The sequence below is a fragment of the Marinobacter maroccanus genome (genome assembly GCF_002933275.1).
Classification (GTDB): Bacteria; Pseudomonadota; Gammaproteobacteria; order Pseudomonadales; family Oleiphilaceae; genus Marinobacter; species Marinobacter maroccanus.
Genome location: NZ_PSSX01000021.1, coordinates 1 through 19,346 on the forward strand (window position 1 = coordinate 1; position 19,346 = coordinate 19,346).

Genomic DNA, 19,346 nt, shown 5'->3' on the forward strand with positions numbered 1-19,346 from the left:
CGCATCCGAAATACCTCGGCCAGCGCCCACACGAATTACTTGGTCAACTTTTTAAAGAGCGTTTGAGCTGTTGCTCAATCAAGGCCGCGTATTCTACATCGTTCCGCCGCCTTGTCAACCGTTAATCTGAAGAATTTTAAAACTCGTTTTCTTCAGTACTTTCAAACAGTTGCCTTTCGAATCCGGAGCTGCCTGAGTGGCTTACCCCTCGAAAGAGATGCGCATTTTACAGACCTCTCAGGAGGTGTCAACGATTGGTTTTGATTTTTTTCATGAAACCTCACGATTCCTGTTTATGACACCAATATTCGATAAAGATTCATGGTTCAACGATAACCGATTGTGCCGCGCCGCGCGCTTTTTTCCGCGCTTCCTCTATGGAAGCACCCTTCGCCAGCGCAACGCCCATTCGACGGCGCCCTTTTAATTCGGGCTTTCCGAAAAGGCGTAACTGGGTATCCGGCTCCGAAAGCGCCGCTTCAAGCCCTGAATAGGAAACCTCTGTTGAATCTCCTTCAGGCAGGATCACCGCCGATGCCGACGGACCGGTCTGACGGATCGAGGGGATCGGCAGACCCAGGATAGCCCGCGCGTGCAGCGCAAACTCGGAGAGGTCCTGAGAGACCAGGGTTACCAGCCCTGTATCATGGGGACGTGGCGAAACTTCCGAGAACCAGACGTTGTCTTCTTTAACGAAGAGCTCTACACCATAGATGCCATACCCACCGAGATTTTCCACCACAGCCCGGGCGACTTCCGCTGAACGCTCATAGGCGAGGGGCGCCATCGGCTGGGGTTGCCACGACTCCCGGTAGTCTCCATCTTCCTGTCGGTGCCCTATGGGCTCACAAAACGAAACTCCGTCTCGATGCTTGACGGTCAGCAGGGTAATCTCATAATCGAAATCCACGAACCCCTCCACGATCACCCTTCCCTTACCCGCGCGCCCGCCAGACTGGGCATACTCCCACGCCGCTTCAATATCTCCCTCGGTCTTGACCGTACTTTGTCCTTTGCCCGAGGAACTCATAACCGGCTTTACCACCAGTGGAAGCCCTATCTCCTTCACCGCTGCGAGATATTCCTCCCGGGAACCGGCAAAGCGGTATGGCGACGTTGGCAATCCCAGCTCTTCAGCAGCAAGCCGACGGATTCCCTCACGGTTCATTGTCAGGTTTACCGCCCTCGCCGTTGGAATGACGTGATATCCCTCTTCTTCCAGCTTGACCAGTTCCGGCGTGGCAATGGCTTCAATCTCAGGAACGATCAGATTCGGCTTTTCCTGCTCGATGACGCGGCGCAGGCTGGCGCCGTCGAGCATGTCGATGACATGGCTTCGATGAGCCACCTGCATGGCAGGCGCATCGGCATAACGATCCACGGCGATCACTTCAACGCCATAGCGCTGCAACTCGATGACCACTTCTTTTCCAAGCTCACCGGATCCGCAAAACAGAACCCTGTAGGCGTTGCCTTTGAGGGGTGTACCAATTCGAACTGAGTCAGTCATGATCTGCCAGTACCTTTGTTAGCCGTGAATCAGGGATTTCTTTTCGCGTTCCGCCACCCTTCGCAGCACCTCGCGACGTTCTTCATTATCCATACGGGTCCAACGGGTGATTTCGTCTCCGCTTCGATGACAGCCAACACAGACGTCATCTTCATCAAGGGCGCAAATGCTCACGCAGGGCGAGCGTACCTTGTCAGCGACACTCATTTCTTCGGCTCGCAGGGCTTGAGCTCATCAGCATAGCGGGCTGCATTCTGTACATAGTGCTGGGCACTCATTTCCAGCATCTTTTTCTGGTTGTCGTTAAGCTCCCGCTTGATCTTGCCCGGTGAACCGACAACCATGGAACCATCGGGTACCTCCATTCCCTCAGGTATGAGTGCATTGGCACCTATCAGGCAATGCTTACCAATCTTTGCACCATTCAGAACGACGGCGTTGATACCGATCAATGAGTAATCGCCAATCTCGCAGCCGTGAAGCATAACCTTGTGACCAACCGTTATGCCCCTTCCCAGGGTAAGCGGCATACCGGGATCGGTATGTAGTACGGAGCCATCCTGGATATTCGTCTCCGGCCCTATCGTGATCAATTCATTGTCGCCACGGATAACGGCGTTGAACCAGACGCTGGCTTTTTCCATCAGCCGGACCCGGCCAATCACCGACGCATTGTCGGCCACGAAGTGCCCCTCACCTTCCAGCTCAGGCGTTCGGTCATTCAACTGGTAAAACATCTCAGCCTCCTTCAGGCGGTTCAAGCAGGTCAATTCCGGCATCGTACACAGCGTTCAGGAAATCAACCAGAACCACTGCCGACAACCCCCAGATTTCGTAGCGCTCCCACCGATAGCAGGGCACGTAAAACGTATGATTCAGAAAATTCAGAGCGTCTGTGCGCTCGCGCCGGTCCTCGAGGAAGAAGGAGAGCGGTACCCGGAATACACTTTCAATCTCGTGGGGATTCGGTTCCAGAGGATGATCCCCGGGAATCACACCGACGTAAGGAGTAACAAGAATTCCATAACGGGACATGACCTGGCTCAGAGGCGCAATGATCTGCACCTGGTCCGGCGGTAACCCGATTTCCTCGTGGGTTTCACGCAGCGCGGTTGCTGCCAGAGACGGGTCTTCAGGATCACGTTTACCGCCGGGATAGGCTACCTGCCCGCGATGAGTGCTCAGATTTTCAGACCTGAGCGTAAAAATCATTTCGGGGTTTCGGTGATCATCGGTTATCGGAACCAGAATCCCGGCTTCGGGATAATCCAGCGCCAGCTGCCGCGGCGCATAGCCGGCGAGGCGCTCGGCAAGTAAATCACGCAATGTTCGTCTCCACAGTACATCCGGAGGTTGGATGAGACAGAGGCAGCCGGGATCGTTAAACTGACTACCACACCAATTTCAGTATACGGGGAAAATCATGAAGTACTGCAGCACATGCGGCCAGCCGGTTGAACAACGCATCCCCGAAGGCGATAACCGTCACCGCTATGTCTGTGTCAGCTGCGATACCATACATTACCAGAACCCTCGCATTGTCGCCGGCACCGTTCCCGTATGGGAGGGCCAGATACTACTGTGCCGGAGAGCTATCGAACCGCGCTATGGCTACTGGACGCTGCCCGCCGGATTTATGGAGAACGCAGAAACCACCATTGAGGCTGCTGAGCGGGAAACCCTGGAAGAGGCCCTCGCTGAAGTGAATATTGAGGGCCTCTACTCGATCATCGACGTGCCACACATCAATCAGGTTCACATGTTCTACCGAGCCACCCTGACAGACGGACATTTCGGTGCAGGTGAGGAGTCACTGGAATCCAGACTGTTCGGGCTGGATGAGATCCCCTGGGAGGAGATCTCCTTTCCGACCGTGAAGCGCACCCTCGAGCTGTTCCTGGCCGACTACAGGCGCGAATCCTTCGGTGTCCATGTGAGCGACATCCGCCACCCCATGGCGAAAGACCGCAAATAAGGCCGCCGGCTACAACTCCTCTATTCGATAGACCTCGTAAGCGGGCTCCTCATAGGGATGAGCCCGCTTGAGCGCTGCGAGGGCATCCCGTATCAGCTCGTCAGCACAAACCAGCTCAACCTTGTACTCATCCACCGCTTCAATCTCACCGGCTTTGCCAAGAAAAGGATCACTTCCTTCAAGCGGGCGAAACTGCCCCCTTCCGAGACATTGCCAGGCACAACAATCGTAATCACCAATACGACCGGCTCCAGCATCAAACAATGCCTGCTTGGTTTCCTCAACGTGAGTTTCCGGAACGAAATAACACATCTTGTACATCGAAAACCCTCCCTCGGATCGGATATTTTTTGTACAGATTAATAGCTTAGACACTTACCCACAGAATCTGTGGATAACTCTGGGGAAAGATTTTGGGAACACGCCCCCAAACCCCGTAATCACTGCACTTTCGTTAAATTGGCGACAAAATCACCTGATTCATTTATTCTTTATTTTTCAATATCTTATGACTTTTGCGCAAAAGTTGAACCGATTTCCCGCTGTTTGTTCACAGAACAAACAGGAAGGCACCAGCAATGTGCATAAAAATACTGAGTCAAGGGAATTTTTGCCATTTTCGCCGATTTTTTCCCTTGAAAAATGCCCAGAAGCGGGGCAGCCAATAAAAAAGCCGGCTTTGGAGAAAACGCTCATGTTGAGCGTATCCAAAACCGGCTCTTTTCTGACGCGGGAATTTAACCGAACCAGCGTCTCGCATTTCGGAACATGCGAATCCAGGAACCGTCTTCCTGCCACTCTGACGGACGCCAGGAATGCTGAACAGCCCGGAACACTCGCTCGGGGTGCGGCATCATGATCGTGACCCTGCCGTCGCGGGTGGTAACCCCGGTAATTCCGGCTTCCGAACCGTTCGGGTTATAGGGATAACGAACCGTTGCCTGCCCCCGATTATCCACATAGCGAAGGGCCACCAGCTCGTTCTCGGAGAGCGCCTCCGCCGAGGTGCCGCTGGCAAATTCAACCCTGCCTTCGCCGTGGGCAACCGCAATGGGCATACGAGAGCCGGCCATGCCGTCCATGAATGCAGACGGTGACGACATCACCTCAACCATAACCAGCCGTGCTTCAAACTGCTCGGACTGGTTGCGTACGAAACGAGGCCAGCCTTCGCTGCCCGGAATCAGTTCGTGCAGGTTGGAGAGCATCTGACAGCCATTGCACACCCCCAGCGCCAAAGTGTCCTGACGATTGAAGAATGCCGCAAACTGGTCCCTGACGCGATCGCTGAACAGAATTGATTTGGCCCACCCTTCACCGGCACCCAGAACATCACCGTAGGAGAAACCGCCGCAGGCAACCAGGCTGTTAAAGCCATCCAGCGTAACCCGACCAGAGAGCAGATCGCTCATGTGCACGTCTACGGAATCAAAACCGGCACGATCGAACGCAGCCGCCATTTCAACCTGCCCATTCACACCCTGCTCTCGCAAGACCGCAACCTTCGGACGGCCTCCCTTGTTGATATAGGGGGCCGCTACATCTTCGTTGATGTCATAGGAGAGCTCCGCATGAAGACCGGGATCCTCCGCATCAAGCAGATTATCGAATTCTTCACGGGCGCAATCGGCGTTATCCCGCAGAGACTGAACGCGGTAACTGGTTTCCGCCCATAGACGCTGAAGCTCTACACGAGATTCATCCACTACCGTGCCACCCTCAAAGGTGAGGCGCAGGCTGTCGGTGTCATTCGGGCTGCCAATCACACTGATGTAGTCGCCAAGACCAGCGGCAGAGAACTGCTGCAGGACAAAACCGGTGTCTTCCCTGCGCACCTGAATAACAGCACCCAGCTCTTCGTTAAACAGCTCCCTGGCAAACTGGCTGCGATCTTCGGCAAGGCCATCCAGTTTGATATCGACACCACAACGGCCGGCAAAGCACATCTCAGCCAGCGTGACGAACACACCACCGTCGGAACGGTCATGATAGGCCAGCAGTTTACCGTCGGAGTTCAGCCCCTGAATGACCGCGAAGAAAGCCTTGATGTCCTCGGGATCATCCAGGTCCGGCGCCACAGCACCGACCTGACGGTACACCTGAGCCAGAGCGGAACCACCCAGGCGGTTCTGACCGGCAGCGAGATCCACCAGAATCAGGTCGGTCTCGCCGGCATCCGTTACCAATTGGGGCGTCAGGGTTCTGGCAACATCGGTTACCGGCGCAAAGCCGCTGACAATCAATGAAAGCGGTGCAGTTACGCTCTTCTGTTCGCCACTATCCTCCTCCCACATGGTCTTCATGGACATGGAGTCCTTGCCGACCGGGATCGTAATACCAAGCTCCGGGCACAGCTCCATGCCTACCGCGCGAACGGTTTCATAGAGATTTTCATCCTCGCCCGGATGTCCGGCAGCCGCCATCCAGTTTGCAGACAGGCGGATATCGGACAGTTTGGCGATTGGAGCCGCTGCCATATTGGTAACCACCTCGCCCACGGCCATGCGGCCAGAGGCGGGGGCATCGATCGTCGCAACCGGCGTGCGCTCGCCCATAGCCATGGCTTCACCAGCGCGGACATCGAAGGAAGTGGCGGTAACGGCCACATCGGCGACTGGCACCTGCCAGGGCCCCACCATCTGATCTCGCGCCACCAGGCCGGTAATGGTCCGATCACCGATGGTGATCAAAAAACTCTTGGAGCCAACGGACGGCAGACGCAGAACACGGCGAATGGCGTCGTCCAGATCGATCTTGGTGGAGTCGAATATGGGCTTGGTAAAGGAAGCGCGACTGACGCTCCGGTGCATGCGCGGCGGCTTGCCAAACAGCACTTCCATCGGCAGGTCAACCGGCTTGTCGTCAAAGTAGGAATCACCCAACTCCAGGTGGTGGGCCTCTGTCGCTTCACCAATCACGGCATAGGGGCAACGCTCCCGGCGGCAAAGGGCATCAAACCGCTCCAGGTTTTCCGGAGCCACTGCCATCACATACCGCTCCTGGGACTCGTTACACCAGATCTCCAGCGGTGACATGCCAGGCTCGTCACTGGGGATATCGCGAAGCTCGAATTTGCCGCCTCGACCGCCATCCTTCACAAGCTCCGGCATGGCATTGGAAAGCCCGCCAGCGCCAACATCATGGATAAACGCGATTGGGTTGTTGTCCCCCATCTGCCAGCAACGGTCGATCACTTCCTGGCAGCGACGCTCCATCTCCGGGTTGTCCCGCTGAACCGACGCAAAATCCAGGTTTTCGTTACTGGACCCCGAATCCATGGACGAAGCAGCGCCGCCACCAAGACCGATCAGCATGGAGGGCCCGCCCAGCACAATGAGCTTGGCACCCACCGGGATATTGCCTTTTTCAACGTGCTCTTCACGAATGTTGCCAAGACCTCCGGCAATCATGATCGGCTTGTGGTAACCGCGGACTTCCTCGCCAGCGGCACCCGGCACTTTTTCTTCAAAGGTTCGGAAATAGCCGGCCAGATTGGGACGACCGAACTCGTTGTTGAACGCCGCACCGCCAATAGGCCCTTCAATCATGATGTCGAGAGCTGAAGCAATCCGCTCCGGTTTGCCATAGTTGATTTCCCATGGCTGGGGGTCGTCCGGAAGGTTCAGGTTGGAGACCGTGAAACCAGTCAGACCCGCCTTTGGCTTCGAGCCCCGACCGGTCGCGCCCTCGTCGCGAATTTCGCCACCGGAGCCTGTTGCCGCACCGGCCGCAGGGGCAATTGCGGTCGGGTGGTTGTGTGTCTCCACCTTCATCAGGATGTGAATATCTTCCTCGTTGTATCCGTAGACCCCAGTCTCCGGATCCGGAAAGAAGCGGCCACCCCGGCTGCCCCGGATAACAGATGCGTTATCTTTGTATGCCGAAAGGACGCCTTCGCTGTTCATTTCAAAGGTATTGCGGATCATCGCGAAGAGGGATTTTTCCTGGCCCTCACCGTCAATATCCCAGGAGGCGTTGAAGATCTTGTGTCGACAGTGCTCGGAGTTCGCCTGTGCGAACATCATAAGTTCCACGTCGGTCGGATCCCGCTCAAGATCCGTGAAGGACTTCACCAGGTAGTCGATTTCATCTTCGGCAAGGGCCAGACCCAGGCGAGAGTTCGCTTCAACCAGGGCATTACGGCCACCCGCCAGAACAGGAACCCGCCCGAGGAGTCGCGGTTCCTCATGGCTGAACAGCAGCTCCGCCCCGCCCATTTCATGAAATACTTTCTGGGTCATGCGGTCATGAAGCAGGGCTGCGATCTTCTCGCGCTGTTCCAGGCCAAGCTTACGACCAGAACGGATGTAGTAGGCCGTACCCCGCTCGATGCGGTGAATCTGACGAAGACCGCAATTGCGGGAAATGTCTGTTGCCTTGCTGGACCAGGGTGAAAGCGTTCCCGGGCGCGGCACGACCAGAAACAGAACCCCGTCCGGGTCTTCGACCGGAACACTGGGGCCGTATGTCAGCAGTCGGTCGAGGATAGCCTGCTCTGCGTCAGAGAGGTCCGACTCCAGATCGACAAAGTGCATGAACTCTGCATAAACGTGCTCGACTTCAGGCACGATGTCCTGAATCCGGGAATGTAGTTTGCGGGAGCGGAATGGCGAAAGCGCGGGAGCGCCGCGAAGTTCAAGCATGATATCAACCTGTATCGCGCGAAACGGGGAAGTCTGGGTGCAATTTGAAAGGCCGCCATGATACTCGAAAGCGGGGCCAGGATACAGCGCTTGAAGCGTTAATCCCCGACCGCACAATTGACATTGTTTTGCATATTAATTAACCAGATTTATTGACCAGCCATCCGACACCAAGGATCATTGAGCAGGTGGAAAGGAATTCCACGCTCAGGATAGAGAGGGGTGCAGGTCCGCAAGCGGCTCTGCAACCAGATGATCCAGACGTGACGGAGATCAGGGACTTGCCCAGAATTCTTGCTGCTTTAACAGGCGCATCCGCCAAGACGTTTTTCTTACTTGGCTCCGCCCTACTACTGACTGGATGCTCGCAACCCAGCACTCTCCAGGAAATCCGGGATGAGGGTGTGCTGCATGTGATCACCCGTACCGCGCCCTCTATCTATGTGGAAAGTGAGGGCGGCCCTACCGGTTACGACTATGAACTGGCGAAGCTGTTCGCTAATGAACTGGGGGTAAAGCTACGGATCCGCGTCGCCGATGACAATACCGAAATCCTGTCGGTACTGGACAAGAATTATGCCCACCTGGGTATGCTGGGGCTGTCCAGTCAGCCGGACACGGCCGGCCAGTACCACACCGTCGCTACCGGTATTAATGCACAGTCGATACTGGTCTATAACCGGGATGTGGAGCGACCAGAATCACTGGAAGACCTGGCCGGAAGACCTCTTCACGTGGTGGCCGATAGCAACCATGAGCATCGTCTGAACGAGGCCTTGGAAGACATTCCAGAGCTTCAGTGGCAAGTGCATCCCGGCCTCGACGCCGCTGGCGTACTGTCCCGCGTCGAGAGCGGCGAATTCCCCTACGCGATGGTTTCCTCCAACGAACTCGATCTGAACCACGTGTTCTACCCGATGGTGAAGGAGGCATTTGCCGTTGGAGAACCCGGCGAACTGGCCTGGTTTTTCCCGTCGGCACAGGATGAATCTTTGGCAAACGCTGCCCGGCAGTTCCTGGACACCCTGGAGGCCAACGGCACCCTGGCCCAGATTGCCGAGCGCTTCTACGGTCACCTGGATCGGCTCAATTATGTCGGCGCCCGCACCTTCATGCACCATGTGGAAAATCGCCTGCCCAAATACGAGTCACTGTTTCGCGACTATGCCAGAGACTTCAAGATGGACTGGAGGCTGCTCGCAGCCATCGGTTATCAGGAGTCCCACTGGCGGCCCAACGCGGTATCCCCCACCGGGGTCCGCGGCCTGATGATGCTGACCCGGAACACTGCCAGCCATATCGGCATCAACAACCGCCTGGACGCAGAAGAAAGTATCCAGGGCGGCGCCAAGTATTTCCGGATCGTGCACGAAAAGATCCCGGAGCGGATCCCAGAGCCGGACCGTACCTGGTTCGCCCTCGCCTCTTACAACGTGGGTTTTGGCCACCTCGAGGACGCCCGTCGCCTCACAGAAGGCGCTGGAAAGGACCCCGACCGGTGGATGGATGTAAAGGAATTCCTGCCACTGCTGGCGCAGAAGGAATGGTATACGAAGACCCGCTTTGGCTACGCCCGCGGCCATGAACCGGTCATCTACGTTCAGAATATCCGGCGCTACTATGATGTTCTGGCCCGGCTCAACGAACCGGCCACACCAGCGCCAGAGCAGGAGGAGCAAATCGTACAGATGGAGGAGAACCCGAAATCGGGGATCTTTGCCGACGAACTGCAGCCCGACGAAAGACTCCGGGCGGGCCTGCCGGCAGAGCTCGGCATGATCCCGCCGACCCTCTGAATCTCCCCATCCGAAGCGGGCTAGTCGGCACGGGCTTCAAGGGCTCTTTCCACCTGACTGGCGGAATACCCCCGACGATTCAGAAAACGCGCCTGACGCACTTTTTCGTCCCAGTCTTCACTGAGGTCTCCCAGGCCGAACCGCTTATCGCGGATACCAATAGCTTGCTGACACCAGTCTTCTTCGGTCATCTCGTCAACACACTCCGGAGTCTTATGCACACCACGCTGTTGAAGTTCGCCCAGAATCCTTAGCGGCCCGTAGCCAAGGTCTATCCTCTGGCGGGCGTAGACGTCAGCGAACCGGTCATCGTCAAGCCAACCTTCTTTCTCGTAATCATCCAGAACGGCGTCAATAATGTCGCCCGACACCTTTCTCTGACGGAGCTTCAGGCTCAGCTCAAGGCGACTGTGCTCCCTCCTGGCCAGCAATCTCAGCGCCGTTGCCCGGGCTCTGTATTCCTGATCGTCCTGATTTTCCTGTTTTGCCATACAGACCCTTTCCGCATACGCACACAAAACGCTAGACTAGCCCCGAATTTTCCAACTGGTCAGCGCCTCTGGCTGATCAGTCAAACTACCCGGCACCCCGAACCGGACGCCGATGGCCGGTGGCGGCACAACTTTGCCCGACACCGTGAACTGGTTTCAACACCCAAGGATACTCTTATGGCCGCGTTCATCCAGAAACTGTTCAGATCCCGCAAGACAACCGAGGTAGCTCCGAAACACCGAAAAGCCGCCCAGCCCGAACCTGTCGAACAGGAAGATCCCCGGGCCAGCAAGAGAGAAGAACAGCTCGGAACCCTTGAGGGCTCGCCGTCCCAGAGTGTCCTGGCGAAACTGGCTATTGAAGGCATCACCGCGGATATCCGACAGGCCGCCGCAGGTAGACTGACCGACGAAGCCCACCTTCAGGAAGTTCAGAAACAGGCCAAAGGCAGGGATAAAGGGGTCTATCAAACCGTCAAAACGGCACTTCAGCACCGCCGTGAAGAACAGGCTCGACTGGACAGCATCGGCCAGACCATTGCCACCTTGATCCGTCACGCCCGGGACCAGGCAAAAAGCGACGACACCAAACTTTACGAGGCCCGGCTTGATGCCCTGTTGAAGCAATGGACAGAAGTGGAAGAACACGCCACACCGGAACAGGCGCAAGCGTTCCTGGAAGCGGTTCACCAGTGCAAAGAGCGCATTGCGCTCCTTCAGTCAGCTGCGGAAGATGAAAAGCGCCAGCGTGAACAGCAGCTCCAACGCAAGGAAACCCTGGACCTGTTGACCCGCACACTGGATGAGCTCAAGGCCCAGCCACCAGAGACCCTGCCCTCACTTGCCTCTCTGGATGCACTGCAGAAGACCCAGGAAAACCGCTGGCTGGAAGCGACCCGGGATACTTCTGTAGACAAGCAGGAACAGAAATCCTACGAGACCGCCATGTTGGCGCTTCGCAATTACCTCAGCTCCGTTCGCCGGATTACCCAGGACCGGGATACCATCGTCGAACTCGGCGCCTTGCTTGAAGGTGAAGGCGATGCCACGGACGAGCAACGAGCCCAGGCAAAAAACCTGGTGGCCGAGATCAACTGGCCGGAAGGTTACCCCATCCCTGCACTGTTGGAGCCACTGCGGAAACTGGCCGGCAAGCGCAAGAAACCGACAGAACCCCGCGTTGACCAGGAGCAGCAGAAATCCCTGGCGAATCGCCTCGAAGCCGACCTCGAAAAACTGGAGGTAGCCCTTGAGGCCAAGCAGCTCAAAGAGTCGAAGCAGTTGTTCAAAACCGCCCAGCAGCACTTCCGGGATCTGGATCAGCGCCACGCCAAACCTTATCAGGCCCGGATGCAACTGCTTAACGGTCAGTTGAGAGAGCTCTCGGACTGGCAGGGCTTTGCGACCGAGCCGAAGCAGATTGCCCTGTGTGAGCAAATGGAATACCTGGCAGACCAACCCATGGACCCGGAAGCCAAGGCGGAGCGCATCAAGGAATTGCAAAACGAGTGGCGTGATCTGGGCGGCTCTTCCGACCGAACGCTCTGGTCCCGTTTCAAGGCTGCCTCCGACAAGGCCTATGAGCCCTGCAAAGCCTACTTTTCTGCGAAGTCCGGCCTGAAACAGGCCAATCTGGAGAAGCGGTCCGCTATTTGCGAGCAACTCGAAACCTTTCTGAACAACGCTGATTGGTCTTCGATCGATTGGAAGGCCGCCGAGCGCATCCATCAGACCGCCCGCCAGGAATGGAAGGAAGCCTGGCCGGTGGAATTCCGGGACAATCGTGCCGTTCAGAAACGCTTCGATGAACTGCTCAAACGACTGGAAGCGCCACTGGATGAGGAACGCCGGAAAAACGAAACACTGAAACAGGCGATCGTGGAAAAAGCCGAGGCTCTGGTTGACCACGAACCGCTCCAGGAGGCAATGAATCAGGCCAAGGCCCTTCAGGGAGACTGGCAGGCCATCGGCATTACCCGTCATCGGGAAGACCGAAAACTGTGGCAGGCTTTCCGCAAGGCCTGCGACCAGATCTTTGCCCGCCGCGATGCCGAGCGCACGGAGCAACAGCAGGCATCGCAAGTCGCCGACGAGTCCGCACAGGCGGGCCTGAATGAGGTTTCAGTGATATCCGCTGAAAGTGATGAACAATCAGTGACTGCGGCCCTGGCGACATTCAAGGAAATGGATACATCTGCACTCTCAAAAGGCGTCAGAGAGCAGGTTCAGCAAGAAAAGCAGCGGCTGAACCAGATCCTTTCCACGCAGAAGCTTCGGGCAAAAATGGCGTCCTGGCAGTCTCTGGTGATGGCTGCCACAACGGGCGAAACCAGCAATGATTCAGTGCCGAAACACTGGTCCGCGCTGGCACAGACCTCAGACACCAGTGATCCGGTCGAGCTGGTTATCCGGGCGGAAATTCTTTGCGGTGTCCCCTCACCCGAGACGGACCAGCAGCGCCGCATGGAAATCCAGGTCCGGCGCCTGGCCGACGGCATGGGGGCTGCGGACAATGGCACCGATCAAATGCAGGACATGGAAAAGCTGCTAGCGAACTGGTGCCTGGGCGGAATCGGCAAAGACGCAAATACCGAGCTGGCCGAGCGCCTGAACAAGGCCCTCGCCAACCTGAATCCGGCCTGAGGCGCCCCGCGGCTTACTCCCGCTGATGCTCTCTGACGAACTCCCTGGCCTCTTTCACGGCGGCCAGGGATTTCTGTTTCATCCCCTTAAGCTCTTCGTCCGCCAGATAGAACATCATATCGATTGAATGACGATAATAACGCGTTGGCAGGCGGTTGAGGGCCACGCACATCACGTCGGTAAGATAGTCCGCTGTGTCAGACTCCTGCCGCGTTGCCTCAATGGCATCCACCACCAGCCGTTCGTAAAAATTGTCGATCGCATCTCGCAGAGACATGGCTTGCGCCTCCTGAATTCGTCTGCGGTTTCTAACACCATAGAAGCCACCTCTCTCCTTGTCATGGTTCATGAGCAATTTCGCCAATGCGATTGGCAGCCGGCGTCATTACCCCCTGTAGCTGCAACCGGCTATCGTTGTGTTATCGGTAAACCAAATCCGACAACAATATGACCAGAGGAAAAGCAATGACCACCGAGGCGTATATCTTCGATGCGGTTCGCACCCCCAGAGGGCGCGGAAAAAAAGACGGATCACTTCACAGCGTCAAACCCATCACGCTGTTGACCACGGTGCTCCACGCGCTGCAGGAGAGAAACAGTCTGGACACCGCCCAGGTGGATGACATTGTGATGGGCTGCGTCACCGCAGTGGGCGATCAGGGTGCGGATATCGCCAAGACGGCAGCTCTGGCGGCAGACTGGGACGAAAAAGTGGCCGGCGTTACTCTAAACCGGTTCTGCGCCTCGGGCCTTGAAGCAGTCAACCTGGCCGCCATGAAAGTACGCTCTGGCTGGGAAGACCTGGTGGTTGCCGGTGGCGTGGAAGCCATGTCGCGGGTGCCCATGGGCTCCGACGGCGGTGCCTGGGCCACGGACCCCGAGACCAACCTGCATACCGGTTTCATGCCCCAGGGTATCGGCGCGGATCTGATTGCCACGCTAGAGGGCTTCAGCCGTGAAGACGTTGATGGTTTTGCAGTGAAATCCCAGCAGAAAGCCGCCAATGCCTGGCAGAACGGCCACTTTGCAAAATCCATCATTCCAGTCACCGACCAGAACGGCGTGGTGATCCTGGACCGTGACGAACACGTGCGTGGCAACACCACGCTGGAGAGCCTCGCCGGCCTGAAGCCCTCCTTCCAGATGATGGGCGAGATGGGCTTCGACGGTGTTGCCCGGGAAAAATACCATTACGTGGAGAAGATTAACCACGTGCATCACGCCGGTAACTCCTCCGGCATTGTCGATGGCGCCACTGCCATGCTGATCGGCAGCGAAGCCAAGGGCAAGGCCATGGGCCTGACACCCCGCGCCCGCATCATTGCTACAGCCGTCACCAGCACGGACCCGACCATCATGCTGACCGGTCCTGCGCCGGCCGCGCGCAAGGCGCTGGAAAAAGCGGGCATGACCGCCGATCAGATTGACCTGTTTGAAGTGAACGAGGCCTTCGCCTCCGTGGTGATGCGCTTCCAGAGGGAGCTCTCGGTTCCCGACGAAAAAGTGAACGTGAACGGCGGCGCCATCGCCATGGGCCACCCGCTGGGTGCCACCGGCGCCATGATTCTTGGCACCCTGCTGGATGAGCTGGAGCGGCGAGAACTGCGCTACGGCCTGGCCACGCTGTGCGTTGGCGGCGGCATGGGCATTGCCACCATCATTGAGCGCGTCTGAACCCGTCCACTTTTCAAGGAGAACCTACTATGAGTGCCATCCGTTACGAACTGGGTTCAGATCAGATCCTGACCCTCACCATCGACATGCCCGGCCAGTCCGCCAACACCATGAATGCCGCCTTCCGGGACGCCCTCTTGGAAACTGCCGCAAAAGTGAAAGATGACCTGGACAACATCCGGGGCGTGATCATTGCATCGGCCAAGAAGACCTTTTTTGCCGGCGGCGACCTGAAAGAGCTACACAAGGTTACCCGGGACGATGCCCAAACCTTTGAAGATATGGTCAACGGCCTGAAAGCCCACATGCGCTTCCTGGAAACCACCGGTAAACCCGTGGTCGCCGCCATTAACGGCTCCGCCCTGGGCGGCGGCCTGGAAATCGCTCTGGCCTGCCACCACCGCATCGCCATTGACGACGACAGCATTCAACTGGGGCTGCCGGAAGTGACACTGGGCCTGCTGCCCGGCGGTGGCGGCACGCAACGACTGCCCCGAATGATTGGCCTGGAGGCGGCCTTCCCGTTCCTGATGGAAGGCAAAAAGGTGAACCCGAAAGCCGCCCTGAAGGCCGGCATTGTCGACGAACTGGCCGACTCTGCCGACGACATGACCATAAAAGCCCGGGCCTTCATTGATGCCAACCCGAAATGCCAGCAACCCTGGGACCAGAAAGGCTTCAAATTTCCTGGCGGCGCGCCTCACCATCCCGCCATGGCCCAGAAACTGGCCATCGCCCCGGCCATGCTGAAACAGAAAACCAAAGGCTGTTATCCGGCACCGGAGCGCATCCTGTCCGCGGCAGTCGAAGGCGCCCAGGTGGATTTCGACAACGGTAGCCTGATCGAGACCCGGTATTTTGCTGAACTGGTGATTGGCCAGGTCGCCAAGAACATGACCGGCACCTTCTGGTTCCAGCTGAACGCCATCAAGGCGGGCGGCAGCCGTCCCGACGGCGTTGAAAAAGAAACCTTCCGTAAGGTGGGCGTGCTCGGCGCCGGCATGATGGGCGCTGGTATCGCCTATTCCACGGCCACGCGCGGTATCGACGTGGTATTGAAAGACGTCTCCGTGGAAAATGCCGAAAAAGGCAAAAGCTACTCCGAGCAGCTGTTGGCCAAGAAGGTCAGCCGCGGCCGCATGACTGAAGCGCAAAAAGCAAACATCCTGGGCCGTATCAAGGCCACCGATTCCGCGGACGATCTGGAAGGCTGTGATCTGGTGATCGAGGCGGTGTTCGAGGACAGTGGACTGAAGGCAAAAGTAACCCAGGAAGCGGAGCCGAAGCTGGTGGCAAACGGGATTTTCGCGTCCAACACCTCGACCATCCCCATCACCCAACTCGCCGAGGCCTCAGCAAAAGCCGAGAACTTCATTGGCCTGCATTTCTTTTCGCCCGTCGACAAGATGCAACTGGTGGAAATCATCGTTGGCGAAAAAACCTCTGATGAAACCCTGGCGCGCTCGTTCGACTACGTGCAACAGATCGGCAAGATTCCTGTGGTGGTCAACGATAGCCGGGGCTTTTTTACCTCGCGGGTATTCGGCACCTTCGTCAACGAAGGCATCTGTATGCTGGCTGAAGGCATCCACCCCTCCAGCATTGAAAACGCAGGGTTGCTCGCAGGTATGCCCGTGGGGCCGCTGGCTATTTCCGACGAAGTCAGCATGACCCTGATGCAGCACATCCGAGATCAGAGCAAAAAGGACACCGAAGCAACCGGCGGCACCTGGAACGCGCACCCTGCGGAAGCAGTCATTGATGCCATGGTCAACGAGCACGGACGCAAGGGCAAGGCTGCGGGCGCCGGTTTCTACGACTACCCGGCCAACGGCAAGAAACACCTGTGGTCGGAGCTGGAAAATCTGTTTGTCGATGCGGACAAGGCCCGCGCCGTCAAACTGCAGGAACTGAAAGACCGGATTCTGTTTATCCAGGCCATCGAAACGGTTCGCTGCCTGGAAGAAGGCGTCTTGCGTACGGTGGAAGACGCCAACATCGGCAGTATTTTCGGCATTGGCTACGCGCCCTGGACCGGTGGCGCCATCCAGTTTATTAATCAGTATGGCGTAAGAGCCTTCACCGAACGGGCATCCGAACTCGCCAAAACCTACGGTGAACGTTTCTCCCCGCCCAAACTGCTGCAGGAAAAGTCGGAAACAAACACACCGTTTTCCTGATCGAGCCCTGCTGACTCATTGCCGGGAGGGATGTGCTCTCTCCCGGCACCTGCCTCCTGCGTAACTGAATAGTGCAGTCGACGGTCATCCGGTTACCAACCTGGCGCCTTCATGGACAGATTGTCACGAACCGATACGCCCTGCCTATGGCATCGGGTGTAGTGCTTGCCTACAATAAATTTAATCGCTCACGGGTAGATCAACACAGATATAACTGGTTTCTCCCCCACACCGTCAGGTAAGCATTTATGACCATCGCGGAAAGAATTATGGCTCGTCGCTCTCCGGCCGGATCAGGTCGGTTCGGGGTGTGCAAGGCAATGACTGTGGCATTGCTGATGTCGACGCCACTGGGTCTGTATGCCAAGGTTGAAACTCCGGCTGTTTACGAGCCAGTGGCGCCGACGATTGATCAGGCGCGAGCCAACATCCTGATCGCCCGCCAGCTGCAGTTCACCCACTTCCGGGACCTCGGAATCAGCGATGAACTCTCCGGAGATGTGTTTGATGCCTACCTGAATTACCTTGACGGGCAGAGAATCTACCTTTCGCAGGACGACATTGCGAAATTCGACAAAATCCGGACCCAGTTGGGCTCAGCTCTGAAAACCGGCCAGTTGCAGCCGGGCTTTGATATCTACAATCTGGTTCAGCAGCGAATTATCGAGCGTCTCCAGTTTGCTCTGAAAACCATCGACAACGGCATAGACTCGCTGGATTTCTCGGCCAAAGAGAGCATCCTTGTCGACCGTTCGGAAGCGGACTGGGAACCTGACGCCAAGGCCCTGGATGATCTCTGGGTAAAACGCATCAAAAACGCGGTGCTGGCACAACGCCTGAACGGCGCCGACGATGACGCCATTGTTGAAACCCTGCGCCGCCGTTACGAAGGCCAGCTCAAGCGCGCCTACCAGGCCCGCAGTGAAGATGCATTCCAGGCTTACATGAACGCGTTTACCGGTATGTGGGATCCGCACACGTCTTACTTTTCGCCACGCACCTCCGAAAACTTTAACATCAACATGAGCCTTTCCCTGGAAGGCATTGGTGCCGTCCTTCAGTCAGACAACGAATACACCAAGGTGGTAAGACTGGTACCCGGCGGCCCGGCTTCCAAGCAGGGTCAGCTTGAACCCGCAGATCGCATTGTCTCGGTGGCACAACAGGGCGAAAAACCGGTGAATGTCATTGGTTGGCGCCTCGACGAAGTGGTCGATCTTATCCGTGGGCCGCGAAATTCAACGGTCACCCTGGAAGTGATCCCGGCCAATGCCTCTGATGAGACCATTACCGAGACTATCGCCATCAAACGCGATGAGGTAAAACTCGAGGAACAGAGCGCCAGCAAGGACACCATCCGCCTCGAGCGCGGCGGCAAGGAATACACGATTGGCGTGATCACCATTCCCACTTTCTATGCGGACTTCCAGGCCATGCAGGCTGGTGATCCGAACTACAAGAGTACTACCCGGGATGTTCGCAACCTGATTGCGGAACTCGAAGCCGACGGCGTCGACGGCCTGGTAATGGATCTTCGAAACAATGGTGGTGGTGCGTTGCACGAAGCCAATGATCTGGTTGGCCTGTTTATCGACAAAGGCCCCACCGTTCAGATTCGCAACGCCAACAACGATGTGCAGGTACTCAATGACGAGGACCCTTCGGTCGCCTATGACGGGCCGCTGGTGGTGCTTACCAACCGCATGAGCGCGTCAGCGTCCGAGATCTTCGCCGGAGCCATCCAGGACTATGGCCGCGGACTGGTTGTCGGTTCCCAGACCTTCGGCAAGGGGACCGTTCAGGCGGTGCGTCCATTGAACCATGGCCAACTGAAGATCACCCAGTCAAAGTTCTACCGGGTATCTGGCGGCTCCACCCAACACAAAGGGGTTATCCCGGACATAGAGATCCCCTCTCGTATCGACAAGACCCGTATAGGTGAAGACGCCCTGGATCACGCCCTGCCCTGGGATCAGATCGAGGCCGTACCGCACACCCGGTACTTTGACTTCAGCGGAATCATTGATGAGCTTCGCAAGCGCCACGAGGAGCGGTTCTCAACCAATGCGGAATTCAGCCTGCTTCAACAGGAAATCGATTTCCTCACCAAACAGCGCGCCACGGACAGTGTCAGTCTGAATCTGGAAGAACGTCGCGCCGAGCACGAACAGATCGAACGCACGCGGTTGACTATCGCAAATGCCCGGCGTGAGCTGAAAGGGCAAACGCCGTTCGATTCCCTGGAAGACCTGGAGGACTGGCAGGACCAGCAGGCGGCGGATCTGGATTCCACCGACGAAGAACTGGATTTCGTGATCAAGGAGGGCGGCCATATCATGGCTGACATGCTGGACCTGGATAACCGCATGGCATCGATCCTGGACCCGCAACAGTTTGCGGCACAGGCTCCAGCCTCCGCCGCAACCCGATAAAC

14 protein-coding genes are annotated in these 19,346 nt (G+C 57.1%); 6 read left to right on the forward strand and 8 right to left on the reverse strand.

Going from position 1 to position 19,346, the window contains the following annotated elements; translation table 11 throughout:
• Positions 1–319 precede the first annotated feature (319 nt).
• The 4 genes from purT to KEHDKFFH_RS17395 are packed head-to-tail and all read right to left on the reverse strand — an operon-like array spanning position 320 to position 2,836.
• Positions 320–1,510 carry a formate-dependent phosphoribosylglycinamide formyltransferase gene (gene purT / locus KEHDKFFH_RS17380; protein ID WP_104323084.1) on the reverse strand — a complete coding sequence of 397 codons (1,191 nt, stop codon included), beginning with the start codon at positions 1,508–1,510 and terminating at the stop codon, positions 320–322.
• Positions 1,511–1,528: 18 nt separating this feature from the next.
• Positions 1,529–1,717: a DUF1289 domain-containing protein gene (locus tag KEHDKFFH_RS17385; protein WP_104323085.1), complete on the reverse strand. Its 189-nt coding sequence runs from the start codon at positions 1,715–1,717 to the stop codon at positions 1,529–1,531.
• On the reverse strand, positions 1,714–2,247 hold the full coding sequence (locus KEHDKFFH_RS17390) for a gamma carbonic anhydrase family protein (protein WP_104323086.1): 534 nt from the start codon (positions 2,245–2,247) through the stop codon (positions 1,714–1,716). The genes KEHDKFFH_RS17385 and KEHDKFFH_RS17390 overlap by 4 nt, the downstream gene beginning before the upstream one ends.
• A 1-nt stretch (position 2,248) precedes the next feature.
• A complete protein-coding gene (locus tag KEHDKFFH_RS17395) occupies positions 2,249–2,836 on the reverse strand; it encodes an NUDIX hydrolase (RefSeq protein ID WP_064227483.1) in 588 nt (195 codons plus the stop codon).
• Between the two features lie 97 nt (positions 2,837–2,933).
• Between KEHDKFFH_RS17395 and KEHDKFFH_RS17400 the strand changes: the two genes are divergently transcribed.
• Complete coding sequence (locus KEHDKFFH_RS17400; RefSeq protein WP_104323087.1) at positions 2,934–3,485, forward strand: NUDIX hydrolase; 552 nt, start codon at positions 2,934–2,936, stop codon at positions 3,483–3,485.
• Between the two features lie 9 nt (positions 3,486–3,494).
• Here the strand turns inward: KEHDKFFH_RS17400 and KEHDKFFH_RS17405 are convergent, their stop codons facing one another.
• Positions 3,495–3,806: a YqfO family protein gene (locus KEHDKFFH_RS17405; RefSeq protein ID WP_104323088.1), complete on the reverse strand. Its 312-nt coding sequence runs from the start codon at positions 3,804–3,806 to the stop codon at positions 3,495–3,497.
• 416 nt (positions 3,807–4,222) lie between these two features.
• Positions 4,223–8,128 carry a phosphoribosylformylglycinamidine synthase gene (gene purL, locus KEHDKFFH_RS17410; RefSeq protein ID WP_104323089.1) on the reverse strand — a complete coding sequence of 1,302 codons (3,906 nt, stop codon included), beginning with the start codon at positions 8,126–8,128 and terminating at the stop codon, positions 4,223–4,225.
• A 281-nt stretch (positions 8,129–8,409) separates the two neighbouring features.
• On the opposite strand from purL, the gene mltF reads away from it, so the two are divergent.
• On the forward strand, positions 8,410–9,924 hold the full coding sequence (gene mltF, locus KEHDKFFH_RS17415; protein ID WP_422385705.1) for a membrane-bound lytic murein transglycosylase MltF: 1,515 nt from the start codon (positions 8,410–8,412) through the stop codon (positions 9,922–9,924).
• Positions 9,925–9,944: 20 nt separating this feature from the next.
• Here mltF and KEHDKFFH_RS17420 read toward each other — a convergent pair whose 3' ends face one another.
• Entirely contained in the window at positions 9,945–10,415 is a 471-nt protein-coding gene (locus KEHDKFFH_RS17420) for a regulatory protein RecX (protein WP_104323090.1), read from the reverse strand.
• A gap of 177 nt (positions 10,416–10,592) precedes the next feature.
• On the opposite strand from KEHDKFFH_RS17420, the gene KEHDKFFH_RS17425 reads away from it, so the two are divergent.
• On the forward strand, positions 10,593–13,058 hold the full coding sequence (locus KEHDKFFH_RS17425; RefSeq protein WP_104323091.1) for a DUF349 domain-containing protein: 2,466 nt from the start codon (positions 10,593–10,595) through the stop codon (positions 13,056–13,058).
• A gap of 13 nt (positions 13,059–13,071) precedes the next feature.
• On the opposite strand, the gene KEHDKFFH_RS17430 is transcribed toward KEHDKFFH_RS17425, so the two are convergent.
• Positions 13,072–13,335: a late competence development ComFB family protein gene (locus KEHDKFFH_RS17430; RefSeq protein WP_104323092.1), complete on the reverse strand. Its 264-nt coding sequence runs from the start codon at positions 13,333–13,335 to the stop codon at positions 13,072–13,074.
• A gap of 188 nt (positions 13,336–13,523) precedes the next feature.
• On the opposite strand from KEHDKFFH_RS17430, the gene KEHDKFFH_RS17435 reads away from it, so the two are divergent.
• The 3 genes from KEHDKFFH_RS17435 to KEHDKFFH_RS17445 all read left to right on the forward strand — a co-directional run bounded on the left by KEHDKFFH_RS17435 (position 13,524) and on the right by KEHDKFFH_RS17445 (position 19,344).
• Positions 13,524–14,732, forward strand: coding sequence for an acetyl-CoA C-acetyltransferase (locus KEHDKFFH_RS17435; RefSeq protein WP_104323093.1), 1,209 nt, complete (start codon positions 13,524–13,526; stop codon positions 14,730–14,732).
• 29 nt (positions 14,733–14,761) lie between these two features.
• A complete protein-coding gene (locus KEHDKFFH_RS17440; RefSeq protein WP_104323094.1) occupies positions 14,762–16,912 on the forward strand; it encodes a 3-hydroxyacyl-CoA dehydrogenase NAD-binding domain-containing protein in 2,151 nt (716 codons plus the stop codon).
• 248 nt (positions 16,913–17,160) lie between these two features.
• A complete protein-coding gene (locus tag KEHDKFFH_RS17445; protein ID WP_104323095.1) occupies positions 17,161–19,344 on the forward strand; it encodes a carboxy terminal-processing peptidase in 2,184 nt (727 codons plus the stop codon).
• Positions 19,345–19,346 lie beyond the last annotated feature (2 nt).